The following is a 15,004-nucleotide window of genomic DNA, read 5'->3' on the forward strand; positions in this document are numbered from 1 at the left end:
CTGAGCACATCTAAACTGAGCACATCTAAACAACGAGGGAAGCAGGAGTGGGGATCCGAGAAATCCTAACGGGGGTATTGTCCTTAACAGCTTTGGCGATTGCCCTAGTGGCTCTGCAACTGAGGCGAGCGTTGCGGGCTTCTCCCTGGCTGAGGGATCCCCCGGCGGAACAGGCAGGGGAAATCGCGGCCGGGATGGAGCGGCTGGCGGTGATCGTGCCCGCCTACAACGAGGCCGAGAACGTGGTGGGCTGCCTGAGCAGCATTCTGGACAGCACCTCTGCCCCTTTACAGGTGTGGTTGGTGGACGATGAATCCACGGATGCCACCTGGGAGCTGGCCCAAGCCCTGGCTGCCGAACGGCAAGATCCGCGCCTACACCTGCTCAAGGGGGATCCCCGTCCCAAAGGCCAAAGGTGGGTGGGCAAAAACTGGGCCTGTGCCCAAGCCGTCGCCCGCGTAGAAGCCGACTACTTGCTGTTTCTGGATTGCGACGTGCGGCTGGGATCCGGTGCCATTGAAGCGGCCTTAGGACATTTGCTGGCAAGCGGCAGCGGCTTGGTGAGTGTAGGGCCGCAATTGGTGTGCGGTTGCCTGGCGGAGTGGCTGGTGCAACCCATCATGATGACCATCCTGGCGGTGGGTTACAACTTTGCCGCCGTGAACGATCCCGACAACCCCAAAGCCTTTGCCTTTGGTCCCTTCCTGCTGTTTCGGCGCTCTGCCTACGAGCAAGTTGGCGGGCATGCCGGAGTGGCCGATGTGGTGATCGAGGATGTGGCCCTGGGGCAACGGATCAAAGCCCAGGGGTTGGGCCTGCAAATTTGCCTGGGAGGGCCGCGGGTGCGCAGCCGCATGTATGCCAACGGGGCTGCCCTTTGGGAAGGGTGGACCAAAAACTGGTTCCTGGGCCTGGAGCGCAACTGGGCCTTGGCGGTGTTGGCAATGGGTACGGTCTTGGGGATCTGCAGCTTGCCCTGGTTGGGGGTGATCCTGGCTGGGGCTACGGGATCCCTGGAGGTGCTGTTGGCCAGCTTGGCAGGGATCCTGGCCCAATTGGCCATCCGGCTTCTGCTCCGGCATTGGGCGCATCTGCCCCTCTGCTACTGGTGGCTAACGGCAGTGGGGGGTTGGGCGACAGCGGCCATCATCTTGGCTTCGGCCATCCGCACCACCACCGGCCGCAACTGGACTTGGCGGGGCCGTTCTCTCGCCGTCCACCGACCGGAGTGCGCCAACACCCCAGAAATGGTACAAGAACATGGTCTAATGGGGGATGTTTGGAAAACAGGCAAGCTGGGTTTAGAAACAGCGGAATAGCACACCATGCAGGCTCTGGTCATCGGATCTGGGGGGCGAGAACACGCTCTGGCCTGGAAGCTGTTGCAGTCTCCCCAGGTTACTCGGATCTACTGTGCCCCCGGCAACGGCGGCATGCAGCAGCTGCCCCGCTGTCAATCCGTGGCTTTGGCGGCTACCGACATTGAAGGCCTGGTGCGGTTTGCTACCGTACAAGGGATCCGCCTGACGGTGGTAGGGCCAGAGCTGCCCTTGGTGCAGGGGATCGTGGACGCCTTCCAGGCAGCAGGGTTGCCCATTTTCGGGCCTAGCCGCGCCGCTGCCCAACTGGAAGGAAGCAAACTCTGGGCTAAGCAATTGATGCAAGAGGCGGGGATCCCGACTGCTCGCGCTACCGGCTTTGCTGAGCTATCTGCCGCTGTGGCCTATCTCGACTCCCAGAGTTTCCCAGTGGTCATCAAAAAAGATGGACTGGCTGCCGGCAAGGGGGTAACCGTTGCCCAAAACCGGGAAGAAGCCGTGCAAGCCCTGGAAGCAGCCCTGGCCAAGCCGGGCGATCAGGTGCTGATCGAGGAGTTTATCCCCGGCCAGGAGGTGTCGGTTTTGGCTCTAACCGATGGCCAGATCTGTGTGCCGCTGCCACCTGCCCAGGACTACAAGCGCCTTGGCGAGGGCGATACTGGCCCCAACACCGGCGGCATGGGAGCTCATGCCCCTGCGGATCACCTGGTCACTCCAGAAGGGTTGGCCCGCATCCAAACCCAGATCCTGGATCCCACCCTGGAGGCTTTGCAACGGCGGGGCATCCGCTACCAGGGGGTGATCTATGCCGGTTTGATGATCACGCCCAGTGGGGATCCCTACGTGTTGGAGTACAACTGCCGCTTTGGGGATCCCGAAGCTCAGGTCATCCTGCCCTTGCTGGAAAACCCTTTGGACGAGGTGCTGCTGGCCTGTATAGAAGGACGGCTGGCCCAAATCCAGCTCAAATGGAAACCCGGCTATGCCGCCTGCGTGGTGATGGCAGCCCCAGGCTATCCCGATGCCTACGAGCGAGGGATCCCCATCTCCGGCTTGGATGCAGCTGCCACCACGGGGGCGTTGGTGTTTCATGCGGGTACCCGCCAGGCAGGCAAGCAGCTCCTGAGCGATGGCGGGCGCGTTCTCTGTCTTACCGGCCAAGGGGCAACCCTATCCGAGGCCCTGCGCCAAGCCTACGCAGCTGTGGAGCAAGTGCAGTTTCCCAAGGCCTACTATCGTTCTGACATCGGCAGCCACGCCCTGGGGCCTGCCGTCCGCCGAGGAGTGATCCCTACCCCATAAAGCCATCCCTTGCCCTCTTAGCTGCAGCCGGATGGAAGAAGCCCCAGAGGGGTCGCTCCTCCAGGGCCCATAAAGCAGCTTTGAAAAAAGCTTTGATGCTTAGACGATAGCGCTTTCGGTAACAAGACGGCAACAGTGATATCAAAAGCTCAACTCTACTTTAGATTCCTTAACAATAGCCCTCTGCTTTGACTAGGCACGGATATTGCTGAGCTGAGTCTCTCCCCTCTCGAGGGGGATCCCCCATTAGCCCACTTGAACTGTTGCGGACCCGGATCCCCTAGAGCAGGCATTTCCTCTCCCAGGGTGGAAGAGGGGTTGGGGGTGGTCGTCTGGGGCAGCGCATGGCAGAGGAGACTATCTCTCTCAAATAGATTCAGAGTAACTGCAATCACCATCCCTCGCCATCTTCAGGCCAAACTCTCGCAGAGCGGGCAAGAAATTTTTGTTTTCGTGATGGGATCGGCTCAACTTCAGCAAGGCAAATCTCTGGATATCGTGCAAGTTTCTCCAGAAATCGAGGGCAAGCCGGATCCCCAGGTCTTGAGCTTTTTGTTGGACAGCCATTGGGATCTGGTTGGGATTTTGCCATTCAGGCTGGGGGTCAATGGGAATCTCTTGCGCCTCTTCGTGGCAGATGGAGCGAACCAAATGGCGCAGATGGTTGCGGAGTTCTTCTAGATCCTGTGGAGATTCAGAGGGCCAATCAACACACTTCCGCCGCTCTTCTAAGGAAAACTTGGCCCATTGATGGAGCTTGAGCTTGATCCCGCACAAATCCAGCTTTAGGCGCAAGGTCATGGGGATGCATCGCAGAGAGTCGGCAAAATCTTGCTCAAACTGAAACAGAGTCATGGGAACCTCGATTAGGAACCAAATCTAGAGTTGAGGGGATTGCTTGAGCGGTGGGTCGGCTTTCTCAAGAGCAACGGCACAGGCTTTTAATTCCGGCTGGCCGGAATCGGGACAACTGATGTCATGGGTAAGGGCATTACACTCGGCTTGTTCTGCCCAGAGGGATCCCCAGTGCATGGGTACAAATAGCGTACCGGGAGCAATGTTGGCAGTTATCTTGGCCGGGAAATAGGCCCGTCCGCGGGCAGAACGCACTTGAACCCAATCTCCATCTTGGATGCCCAGTTTTTCCGCATCGCGAGGATGGATCTCCATAAAGGGTTGGGGGTGCATTTGCTTGATTTTTTCAATCCTGCCGGTGCGGGTTTGGGTGTGCCAATGGCCGTAAAGCCTGCCCGTGGTTAATACGTAGGGAAACTGGGGATCCGGCGGCTCTGCCAGGCCACGGGAATGGTGGGGGATAAAGCGGGCGCGGCCATCGGGGGTCGGGAAACGCCAATCTGTGTAGAGGCGAGTGGACTTAGGGGCCGAGGTTCTTTCTTTGGGATAAGGCCATTGCTGAGGGCCTTGTTCTGCCAAAAGGGCATGGCTGAGGCCGGAGTGATCGCAGAGGCGATTTGCGGTAAGGGCGGCAAATTCTGCATAAACCTCTGCCGCGGTTTGGAAGAAAAATTGCGCTTCAAAGCCCAACCTGCGCCCCACTTCAGCAAAGATCTCCCAATCGGGTCGGGCTTCGCCAGGGGGGTCTCGAAAGGCTTGACAAAGGGTAACCCTGCGCTCGGAGTTGGTCATCACCCCGGTTTTCTCGCTCCACTGGCAGGCGGGCAAAAGCAAATGGGCATATTCTGCCGTTTCTGTAGGGTAATAAGCCTCTTGGTAAACGGTAAAGGGAGACTTTTTCAGGGCTTTTTTGACCCGTTCCAGATCCGGAAAGCTCACCAAAGGATTGGTGGCCACAATCCAGAAGAACTGCAGGGATCCCGTCTCCAGAGCGGCAATCATCTCGGTGGCCCTCAGTCCTGGGTGGGGGGAGATGGAGCCGCCGGGCAAACCCCAAGCCTGCTCCACCTCTGCTCGATGCTGGGGATGGCTCACCAGCCGATATCCCGGCAGCAGATGGGATAACCCCCCTGCCTCTCGACCGCCCATGGCATTGGGCTGGCCGGTCAAGGAAAAGGGGCCGGTCCCCGGTCGGCCAATTTGCCCAGTTAGGAGATGGAGATTGATTAGGCTGGTGATCTTGGCGGTGCCCTCGCTGGACTGGTTTAGGCCCATCGACCAAAGGGAGAGAACCCTTTGGGATCCCTGCCAAAGCTTGGCTGCTTCGATCAAATCCTCGGTGGCAATTCCGCAGCGCTGGGCCACAATCTGCGGTTCATAATCGGCCAGCAAAGCTGCATATTCAGCAAAACCTTGGGTGAAGCCCTCGATAAAATCAGCAGCAATGGATCCCCACTTTAACAACAAATGGGCAATCCCATTGAAAAGATCGATATCCGTACCGGGGCGAATTTTTAAGTGGAGATCGGCAGCTTCTGCTGTCTGAGTGCGCCGGGGATCCACTACCACTATTTTGAGGGGGGATCCGGTCCTGTGCCGCTTCTTCAGGCGATTAAAAAGAATGGGATGGCACTCTGCTGTGTTGGTGCCCACCAGAAAAGCCAGATTGCAGAGATCGAGATCCTCGTAGCAGCAGGGGGGGCCATCGGATCCCAGGGATTGGGTGTAGGCCGAGACGGCTGAGGACATGCACAGGCGCGAGTTGGTGTCAAAATTATTGGTGCCCAGGCAGCCCTTAATGAGCTTTTGAGCAACGTAATAGTCTTCAGTGAGCAACTGCCCCGATCCATACATAGCCATGGAGTGAGGGTTGTCTTTGAGGCAGCGCAGCCGAGAAACCATCTCCTCAAAAGCCTGATCCCAAGAAATGCGGCGAAAGGGCTGATCCAAGCTCTCCCGAAACAGGGGAGAGAGCAGCCGATCTCGACCAACTGCCTCCAGAACCGTAGCCCCCTTTACACAGACCATCCCCAAGCTGGAAGGATGCTCCCGGTCGCCTCTCATTTTCCAGTCACCTGAGGATGTCGAAACCGCCTCCAATCCACATCCCACACCGCAGTAGGGACATAGGGTTTTGATGACGGCTTTTTCCGGCTCCATCGCGGTCACCATGAGTTGGGATCCCTGTCAGGATGGATAAGTGTCTTGCATTTTGGATCCCGATAGGCCATCAGGTTAAGGATCTCTTAGCCGAGGAGATCGGCCACTTGGATCTCAAATCCGGGCAATACAACCTGGCTTTTGGCAGTCTCTTGTTCGGTTAGCCAAAGGTGGCGATCCTGAGTCTGGATAAAAATAAATTTGCTTTTGGGAAAAATCAGCCAGACTTCCAGTACATCGGAGCTGAGATACTCTTGGGCTTTTAGGAAAATATCTTCTCCACAGTCGGTTGGAGAGAAGATCTCCTCAACCAGAGGATAGCTCTGCAGTAGCGTGGCAATATCCTCTCCAAATTGCTGGATTAAATCTGGAGATGAGTAGGCAGCATCAGGTCTTCTGACTTTGCCTTTGGTTTGGCCGGGAGCCTTCACCAAAACCATACCCCCCAATGGCTGACATTCAACATAACCGAGCCAACGGAAGAGAAGTCGGGTTTGGAGCTTTGCATCCCCTAAAGTTTGCCCCACTTTCTCCACAATGTAGCCATCTACCCATTTGGTTTGGGCAACTGGATTGGCCAGATAGTCGGCAAGGGTTTTGGGCAGGGCAAGACCCGCTCCTCCATTGGGAGATCGGTTGGAACTACCTGAACCGGAGCAGCGGCCATCAACTTCCCTCTCCAAGTATTTTGAACCCTAGCTCAATCCCCTCCATGGGCAAAGCGGCGATAGAGGAAGTCAAGGGCGCGGTTACGCAATTCGTAGAACTCAGGCATTTCCATAATGCGGGAGCGGATGCGCGGTCGCTCAAAGGGAATGGTCAAGATCTCACCAATATGGGCAGCGGGGCCGTTGGTCATCATCACCACACGGTCTGACAAGTAGAGAGCCTCGTCGATGTCGTGGGTAATCATCAAAACTGTGCAGCGGTGATCCCGCCAAATGGCCAGCAGCTCATCTTGTAGATCTTCCTTGGTAATGGCATCCAAGGCCCCAAAAGGCTCATCCAAGAGCAAAACTTGCGGACGAACGGCAAGAGCACGGGCAATGGCTACCCTTTGCTTCATGCCTCCAGAAAGCTGCTTGGGCCGCTTGTGGGCTGCTTCCGCCAAACCTACCAATTCCAGATGTTCTTGAACAATTTCCCTTTTTTCCCACCGGGGTTTGGTTGGGTACACCTGATCCACCACCAGATAAATATTTTCAAAGGCAGTCAGCCAGGGCAAAAGGGAATAATGTTGAAACACCATCATCCGATCTGGCCCTGGGGAGGTGATGGGCTGGCCCTTGAGGGCGATGGATCCCGAAGTGGGAGTCGAAAAACCCGCCACCATGTTGATCAAGGTGGATTTGCCGCAACCGGAGTGGCCAATAATGCAAACAAACTCACCGGCAGCCACTTCCAGATTGATATTTTCCAGCGCAACGAAGGGCCCTGCTGAGGTGAAGTAGGTCTTGCCCACATTCTGAAGACAAAGAAGGGGCAGTCCTGCAACCGGAGAAGCAGAAGATAGCGGTGAGGAGAACGTGCGGGAGCTGGTCATCATGGTGTTTTCCAATTGAGAGCCTAAGGTAACAAAAGCTAAACTTCGCTGAGCCGGTACTCCTGCAGCTTCAGATCCTGCCGGATGGCCACAGACTCTAGGTAGGCAACGGGATCCTCTCCGTCAAAGCGGGATCCATCGCCAAAGAGTAAAGCTCCGCGGTCGTGGGCCCGATCCGGAAGGCCCAGTTCTCTGGCGGCTAGGGCGTAGGTTTCGCTGTCCAGAACTTGGTCGAGAACCGAAACCCAATTGCGGGGAAAAGCGCAGAGTCCCCAGCGAGCCATTTGCGTCAGGATCCAGAGGTGTTCCAACCTTTCCGGACAGGTGTTGCGCCCGTTGGCAAACTGGTGAAAACCGGTGAGGGCTTGGGATTCATCGGCAATTCCCCGCTGCAGAATACCCGTCCACCCCGGCTGCAGATCCTCCAGGGCCACGCCCACATACTGGGGCTGAGCCAGCCCCTCCAAGATCTCAGAACGGTGCTGCGGCTGATCGCAGTAGTGACAAGCCTCCAGTAGTGCTTTGACCAGAGCCACGTGGGTGCGGGGGTAGCTTTGGGCCCAGTCCTGGCGCACTGTCAGCACTTTTTCAATGTGGCTGGGTAAGATTTCAGGGGTGGTGGCGACGATAAATCCCAACTGTTCCCGCACGGCGCGGGAGTTCCAGGGCTCGCCCACGCAGTAGCCATCGATGTTGCCGGCCTTGAGATGGGCCACCATCTGCGGCGGCGGGATCACGGTTAACGTGACATCCCGATCCGGATCCACCCCCGCGCTAGCCAGCCAATGGCGCAGCAAGAAGTTTTGCATTGAGGCCGGGTGCACCACCCCTAGGGTATGAACCACGTCAGGAGTTTGCCGGAGGTGTTGGCGCAGATCCCAGGGACTGAGAACACCCTGCAGGCAAAGTCTGCGCCCGAAGGTAATGGCGTTGCCGCCGCGGGAGAGGGTTAGCGCGGTAATCAAAGGCACCGGAACTCCCCCTACTCCCAAGGTGGAAGCCAACGGGATCCCGGCCACCACCATGGCCGCATCCAGCCGACCGGAGCGGATCCCTTCCCAGATGGTCTTCCAGCCTGGCTCCCGCACCAGGGTGACCTGCTCCAGGCCATGCTTTTGAAACAGGCCTTTTTCCTGCGCCACCACCAGCGGGGCGCAGTCGTTGAGGGGCACAAAGCCAACCTCCAAATTGACCTTCTCCAGGCCGTGTTTGGCAATGGCCACGCGAACAGGCGTTTTTTGGCGAGCCCGCTTTTGCTGGTTGAGAAAGTAGATCATCTCTCCCCGCAGGCTGTAGTAGTCGGGGTGACGCACCACTTCCAAACGATGGCGGGGTCGAGGAAAAGGGATCCGCAAAATCTGGCCAATGCGGGCCTCCGGGCCATTGGTCATCATTACCACCCGATCCGAAAGCAGCAGCGCCTCATCCACATCGTGGGTAACCATGACACAGGTGAGCTGCTCCGCCTGGGCAATCTCCATCAGTTGCTCCTGCAGGTTGCCGCGCGTCAAGGCATCCAGAGCGCCAAAGGGCTCATCCAACAGCAGCACCCGCGGACGGATGGCCAAAGCCCGGGCAATGGCTACCCGCTGTTTCATCCCTCCTGACAGATGGGCCGGTCGCTTGTCGGCTGCCCCCTGCAACCCCACACGGCGAATGTGTTCTGCCACAATCCGGTCCCGCTCCGCTTTGGGAAGGGATCCCAGCACCTCGTCCACGGCCAGGGCAATGTTCTCCCGCACGGTCAGCCAGGGCAGCAGGGAATAGTTCTGAAACACCACCATGCGATCCGGGCCGGGATCTGTAACTTGTCGGCCCTCCAGGAGAATGCCCCCTCGGGAAGGCTTTTCCAGGCCAGCAATGATGTTGAGTAGGGTCGATTTGCCACAGCCAGAGTGGCCGATCAACGAGACAAATTCCCCTTTTTGGATCTCCAGGTGGATGTCTTTCAGGACAGGATAGACCTCTCCGTTGTCGAGGAGAAATTCCTTGTCGACATGATCCACTTCAATGTAAGGCTGGGTCTTCATGATTCCCCTGAGATGATTTCTGAGAGCATGGAGAAATTGTCAGCAACCAATCTAAAACTCGGCCAAGCTCATTTAGCGATCCTCAGCCACCACCAGCGAGCCAATCCAAGCCGTGATGCGATCCAGCAGAAGACCCACCATCCCGACATAGATCAAAGCCAGAATGATTTCGCTGATGCGGGAGCTATTCCAGGCATCCCAGATGAAAAATCCAATGCCCACACCGCCAATCAACATTTCCGCTGCCACAATGGCCAGCCAAGACAAGCCCACCCCAATGCGCAAGCCGGTAAAAATATAGGGCACAGTTGCCGGGAAAACGATTTTGAAAAAGTACTTCCAGCCGGACATGCGCACAATTCTGGCCACGTTGCGGTAGTCCTGTGGGATCTGCTGTACGCCGACAACGGTGTTGATCAAAATGGGCCAGAGGGCCGTAATGAAGATTACGAAAATGGCGGAAGGGTTGGCATCTCGAAAGGCAGCCAAAGAAATCGGCAGCCAGGCCAAAGGCGGCACCGTGCGCAGCACCTGAAAAATGGGATCCAAAGCCTCGTACAGCCAGCGATTGACCCCGATGATCATGCCGCCCACAACCCCCACCAAGCCGGCCAGGGCAAACCCAATGAACACCCGCCGCAAGCTGGCCCAAATTTGCCAGAACAGCCCTTTGGCATTGCCGCCATAGTCAAAAAAGGGATCTTTAATGAGGGGATCCCAGGTGTCCTGCCAAACCTGGAGAGGGGTGGGCAAGTTGGCTCCGGGGCGGCTGTAAATGATTTGCCAGAGAATCAGGACGAGCAAAATGGCCGTAGCGGGCAACAGAATGCGACGCAGCGCTTTGTGGATTTGGACTCTTTGCCGCCAAGCAGAAGAAGGTGCAGAACTGGCGGGGGAACCGATTCCGGTACTGGACTGAAGAACAGAACCTTGGCCGGTTTTCAGCAGCCAGTGGCCTAGGCCAACCAGTAGGGGAAGCAGGATCCGAAAGAGGTGGTAGCCCAACTGTAGGGCAGAGTGGAAAATCCTCATGGCTTGCTGGGAGTAAGGTTGAAGTCAACTTAAGAGGATCCCAAGAGAGAAGGGGTTTCAGTTGAACACTCTTTGTGGGGATTCGGGGATCCCTTCTCTCCTGGACAGAGGGTTTGCAGCTAACTTGCTGGGGAAAGTTGGGAAATTAGGCCAGCTTCTTAATCGCCAATTTCTCCAGGTAGGCGGCAGGATTTTCGGGATCGAACTGCACCCCGTCGAAGAAGGTTTCCACTCCTCGAGAGGTGCTGGGGGGAATGGCTGCCCCCTGACCAATGGCTTTGGCAGCTTCTCGCCAGAGTTCTTCCCGATTCACCCGCTCCACCAAGGCTTTGGTATCGGTGTCGGCAGGCAGATAGCCCCAGCGGATGTTTTCGGTCAAGAACCAGAGATCGTGGCTCTTGAAGGGGTAGGAAGCGTAGTTCTGCCAGAACTTCATCAGGTGGGGGCTGTTTTCAACGACCTTGCCGGTGCCGTAGTCAAAAGTGCCCCGAGAACGGCCCAAGATATCGGGCACAGGCACCCCCAGCCAGCGGCGGTCGCCGATGATGCGACACATCTCCTCTTTGTTTTCCATCTGGTCGCACCAGATCTGGGCTTCTAGCACCGCTTTCAACAGGGCAAGGGTGGCTTTCGGGTGCGCATCCACCCAGTCGGCCCGCAGGGCAAAGGCCTTTTCCGGGTGGCCGTTCCACAGCTCGCCGGTGGTGAGGGCACTATACCCCTCTTTTTGGTTCACCAGCTGGGCATTCCAAGGCTCGCCCACACAGAAGGCTTCCATGGTTCTGGATTTCATATTGGCCACCATCTGCGGCGGCGGCACCACAATGATGGAGACGTCGCTAGTGGGATCGATCCCGCCTGCGGCCAGCCAGTAGCGCATCCATAGGTCGTGGGTACCGCCGGGGAAGGTCATCGCACATTTGGGATCCCCGCCGGCAGCTCGGACCTCGGCAAACTTGGCCTTGAGGGGGGAACTATCCAGGCCGATTTGCAAATCCCGATATTGGTTGGAAATGCTGATGCCCTGACCGTCCAGATTGAGACGGGCCAAAATGTACATAGGCACCGGCTTGCCATCGGTAACTTTGCCGGTGGTGATGAGGTAGGGCATGGGGGTGAGGATGTGTGCCCCATCGATGCCGCCGGCGGCGGATCCCAGCACCAAATTGTCGCGGGTGGTGCCCCAAGAGGCCTGCTTGACCACCTCCACGTCTTTCATGCCGTACTTGTCAAAGAACCCTTTTTCTTTGGCGATGATCAGGGGGGCCGCGTCGGTTAGAGCGATGAACCCCAGCTTGGCGCTGGTGGTTTCGGGAGTATCGGCCTGCGCCACCCAGTAGCCTTTGCCCAAGGATTGCGATTGGGCGCGCGGGATCCCAGCCGTGGCCGCCCCAGCCGTGAGAGCAGCCACCCCGGCCAAAAATTGCCGACGGGAGACGGGAGAGGAAGTGCTGAACAGCTTAGACATCGAAACCTCCAAGATTTACAACGACGAAGAAAGAAAAACTTTCAGGACGGCAACAGAACCGCTAGCGGGTTACCAAAACAGAAGCCTGGGCGGCGGACGGATGCTGACGCGGCTTGGCCCCAAAGTGTTCAATGAGCAGCTCCACCAAGACCGGCTTGAGGTCTTCGCAAGGGATCCCTTTGCGCACGCATTTGCCCAGCTTGGCGTCTTTGCCCACCTCTCCCCCCATGTAGATGTCCACGGCCTCCACCACCCTGCCGTCCTTGCGAGCAGTGGTGCCCATAAGGCCGATATCGGCTACTTGGGGTTGGCCGCAGGAGTTGGGGCAGCCCGTCCAGTGGATGCGCACCGTTTGGGGGATCTCCAGCTCCGCCTCCAGCTCCTCCATCAAGGCCACAGCCCGGTTTTTGGTCTCGATAAGGGCAAAGTTGCAGAACTGGTTGCCCGTACAGGACACCAACCCCCGCTGCAAGGGTCCTGGGTTGGGGGAGAACTTCTTCAAGAGCGGCTCTTTGAGGAGCGGGGCCACTCGGGAGTCGGGCACATTGGGGATGAGCACGTTCTGCTCCACTGTCAGCCGCAGCTCCCCGGAGCCGTACACCTCCGCCAAGCGGGCCAGCTCCATCATCTCCAGGGCGTTGAGCCGCCCCACCGGCACATGCAGGCCGACAAAGTTGAGGCCCGGCTGCTTCTGGGCATGCACCCCCAGCAGATCCCGCTTGTGCCAGACCACCTCATCTTTTTCCGCTGCCCTGAGCAGAGGGTGGCCAGTCTGGCGCTCCACAGCCGCCCGGAACTTCTCTAGGCCCCACTCGTCAATGAGCCACATCAACCGCGCCTTTTGCCGGTTGGCCCGCAGGCCGTGATCCCGGTAGACCAGCAGCACCGCCTCGCACAGAGGAACCACATCGCGGGGATCCACCCAGACATCTAGGCCAATTGCCTCGGCGCAGCGGCGAGCCGAGAAAAAGCCGCCCACCAGGACGTTGAAGCCCAGCTTGCCCTCTTTGAAGGCAGGTACAAAGGCCAGGTCGTTGATCTCGGCATGCACGGAGTTGTCACGACAACCGCAGAGGGCGATGTTGAACTTGCGCGGCAGGTTGCTGAAGGAAGGGTTGCCCTCGCCGTTGTTGGTAACCATGTCCTGCACCTTGCGAGTGAGGCCGCGCACGTCGATCAGCTCGTCCGGGTCAATACCGGCCAGAGGGGATCCCGTGATGTTGCGCACGTTGTCCATGCCCGACTGGATGCTGGTCAGGCCTACCTCTTTCAGGTAGCCCAGGATCTGGGGCATTTCCTCGATGGGGATGCCGCGCAGTTGCAGGTTCTGCCGGGTGGTGATGTCGGCTACGCCCTGTTCTCCATAGGGGTGGATGATTGCGCCCAACATGCGCATTTGGCCGCTGGTTAGGATCCCATTGGGCAGGCGCAGCCGCAGCATGAACTGACCTGGGGTGCGCTTGCGAAAGAAGATCCCCAGCCACTTGAGGCGGTGATCCCGGTCGTCTTCAGGAATGTTCTCCCAACCCAGGCGGGCAAACGCTTCCAGCTCAGCCTTGACCGCCAAGCCATCCTTCTCGCTTTTGATGCGTTCAAACTGGTTCGCCATGATCGCTGCCGTGGGGTGAACACTGGCTACCCTAGCGATGACGAACCGTTAACTTTGGTATTGGCCGTTACACTTTGTAACAAGTTATGCTATTTTGTCACCTTCTGATTGCAATTTGTGCATAAGGTCAGGCTTCTAGGAGCAGCAGACTCCCCTCTCCCCTTTGGGAAAGGGGCTGGGGGTGAGGAAAAGCTAGTTGAGAGGGTTGAAAGAGTTGAAAGGCTCCATCTGCCAGAGCAGACGGGGCGGGATCCCCAGCCCTTCGGTGAGGGGTGCGGGCCGTTGGGAAGTTTGGGGATCGCAGTCGTAGAGAGCGGTGGTGTAGCGATAGGTGCGGGGGGGGCCACCGTTGAGGCGAATGCCGCTGATCTCGAAGGTGTAGTTGCGATTGGGCTGGATCGAACCCACGGAGTAGGTCAAAGTTTCCAGGCCAAAGGCGGGATCCCCCACGCGGAGATCTCCAACAGGCACCGGCTCGCCGCTGAGGGCATCGGTGATGCGGACTTGGGCTTGGCTGAGATCAGCCTTGCCGCCACGGCTGGGCACCGAGAAAGACCAGCGGTAGGCAGACAGGGGCTGGCCGGAAAACCCTTCTAGGCGGTAGAGGTAGCCGTCTTTCTCCGGGAAGGCGATGAACTCTGGATCTGGCACCGACTCGTCAAAACCGAAGATCCAGTTGGCGTTGGCCTGGGTCACCCGTCCAGCCCGTGGGTCAAAGACAATGCCGTAGGCCCCCTGGGCGTACTGAGGATACAGGTTCCAGCGGCGATGCCCCACATCCACAAAGTTTTCTCGACCTGGCTCGGCAAAATAGATGTCCACCTGCCGCGCCAACACCCGGCCTGGATCGGGGCCGTTCAGCTCTAGGATGGGCCCAACCGCCAGGTTGCTGAAGCGGGATCCCGCCTCCCCAGCAGGGGTAAAGCAGCGCCAAGAAGGGGGCGGCTGGTGGCTGAGAGTACCATTGGCTACCTGCATCAAGGCCGCTTGCTGGGCGGCTTCTAGGAACTGAGGATTGAGCTTCACCGGCGGTAACTGGTGCAACAGCCGTAGAAAATTCAGCCGATCCATCATCTTTTGGGCTGCTGCAGGCGTAAGGCGACCGGGGTTGCAGGTAACAACCTGGGGCTGTTCGGCGTAAATAGGCCCCGTGAAGCTGCGGGTCTGGCGATCCAACCGGCACAGGAAGCTGGCAATCGGCACTTCCCCTGCCCGCGGTGGCTCCATCGAGGTAGGGGATCCTCCACAGGCCGCCAGCAGACAAAGACAAAAGATCCCCGCGATCCTCAAAGCCCAAAGCTGAACCAACTTGGGCAACCGCTGCAAGGGCATGCAAAAACCAGCCGAATTATGAGCCGGTGGGGGTGGGGGTGATGCTGGGGGGGCTGACGGTGCTGCTGCTGCTCTCGCCACAAGCAGGCAACAAGCCCAGACAGGCAAACAGGGCTAAGGCCGCCAAAAGCTGGTGGGTCACTTTGGGTTGCAACGTAGCCATGACAACAAACCTCCCAAATGCTGCTGGGTTTGACCCTGTTCTATCACCTGGCCGAGTGGGCCACAGCGTCAAAACTCATGCCGACAAGGGTATAACGTGACATCCTCCCGACGCTGACCCTACGGGTACAGCGCGGGCTTCCTAACCTCACGGTTAGGCATTCCTGCCCCACGCCACTTATCTAGGTCATA

At 58.1% G+C, this 15,004-nt stretch carries 12 protein-coding genes; 2 read left to right on the forward strand and 10 right to left on the reverse strand.

What is annotated here, in order from left to right; all coding sequences use genetic code 11:
- Positions 1–47 precede the first annotated feature (47 nt).
- Positions 48–1,319: a glycosyltransferase gene (locus ACVWZU_RS08090; RefSeq protein WP_457444272.1), complete on the forward strand. Its 1,272-nt coding sequence runs from the start codon at positions 48–50 to the stop codon at positions 1,317–1,319.
- 6 nt (positions 1,320–1,325) lie between these two features.
- A complete protein-coding gene (purD, locus tag ACVWZU_RS08095; protein ID WP_414332286.1) occupies positions 1,326–2,621 on the forward strand; it encodes a phosphoribosylamine--glycine ligase in 1,296 nt (431 codons plus the stop codon).
- A 366-nt stretch (positions 2,622–2,987) separates the two neighbouring features.
- Here purD and ACVWZU_RS08100 read toward each other — a convergent pair whose 3' ends face one another.
- From ACVWZU_RS08100 to ACVWZU_RS08145, 10 genes are all read right to left on the reverse strand, one after another.
- Complete coding sequence (locus tag ACVWZU_RS08100) at positions 2,988–3,476, reverse strand: nitrate reductase associated protein (RefSeq protein ID WP_414357823.1); 489 nt, start codon at positions 3,474–3,476, stop codon at positions 2,988–2,990.
- A 24-nt stretch (positions 3,477–3,500) separates the two neighbouring features.
- Complete coding sequence (locus tag ACVWZU_RS08105; protein ID WP_457444282.1) at positions 3,501–5,636, reverse strand: molybdopterin oxidoreductase family protein; 2,136 nt, start codon at positions 5,634–5,636, stop codon at positions 3,501–3,503.
- A gap of 86 nt (positions 5,637–5,722) precedes the next feature.
- Positions 5,723–6,319, reverse strand: a complete 597-nt coding sequence (locus ACVWZU_RS08110) for a Uma2 family endonuclease (protein ID WP_099812404.1) — start codon at positions 6,317–6,319, stop codon at positions 5,723–5,725.
- Positions 6,320–6,336: 17 nt separating this feature from the next.
- Positions 6,337–7,179, reverse strand: coding sequence for an ABC transporter ATP-binding protein (locus ACVWZU_RS08115; protein WP_457444284.1), 843 nt, complete (start codon positions 7,177–7,179; stop codon positions 6,337–6,339).
- A gap of 38 nt (positions 7,180–7,217) precedes the next feature.
- A complete protein-coding gene (locus ACVWZU_RS08120) occupies positions 7,218–9,209 on the reverse strand; it encodes a nitrate ABC transporter ATP-binding protein (RefSeq protein ID WP_457444274.1) in 1,992 nt (663 codons plus the stop codon).
- 72 nt (positions 9,210–9,281) lie between these two features.
- The gene (gene ntrB / locus ACVWZU_RS08125) at positions 9,282–10,241 is read right to left on the reverse strand and encodes a nitrate ABC transporter permease (RefSeq protein WP_011431708.1); all 960 of its coding nucleotides are present in this window, start codon (positions 10,239–10,241) and stop codon (positions 9,282–9,284) included.
- Between the two features lie 145 nt (positions 10,242–10,386).
- Entirely contained in the window at positions 10,387–11,709 is a 1,323-nt protein-coding gene (locus ACVWZU_RS08130) for a CmpA/NrtA family ABC transporter substrate-binding protein (RefSeq protein ID WP_457388132.1), read from the reverse strand.
- Positions 11,710–11,770: 61 nt separating this feature from the next.
- Positions 11,771–13,318 (reverse strand): ferredoxin--nitrite reductase, encoded by a 1,548-nt coding sequence (locus tag ACVWZU_RS08135; protein ID WP_457444276.1) that lies wholly within the window; start codon positions 13,316–13,318, stop codon positions 11,771–11,773.
- Between the two features lie 192 nt (positions 13,319–13,510).
- Positions 13,511–14,650, reverse strand: coding sequence for a CAP domain-containing protein (locus tag ACVWZU_RS08140; RefSeq protein WP_457444278.1), 1,140 nt, complete (start codon positions 14,648–14,650; stop codon positions 13,511–13,513).
- A gap of 16 nt (positions 14,651–14,666) precedes the next feature.
- Positions 14,667–14,813 carry a hypothetical protein gene (locus tag ACVWZU_RS08145; RefSeq protein WP_187147246.1) on the reverse strand — a complete coding sequence of 49 codons (147 nt, stop codon included), beginning with the start codon at positions 14,811–14,813 and terminating at the stop codon, positions 14,667–14,669.
- Between the last annotated feature and the right edge of the window lie 191 nt (positions 14,814–15,004).

The sequence above is a fragment of the Thermostichus sp. MS-CIW-26 genome, from assembly GCF_054059115.1.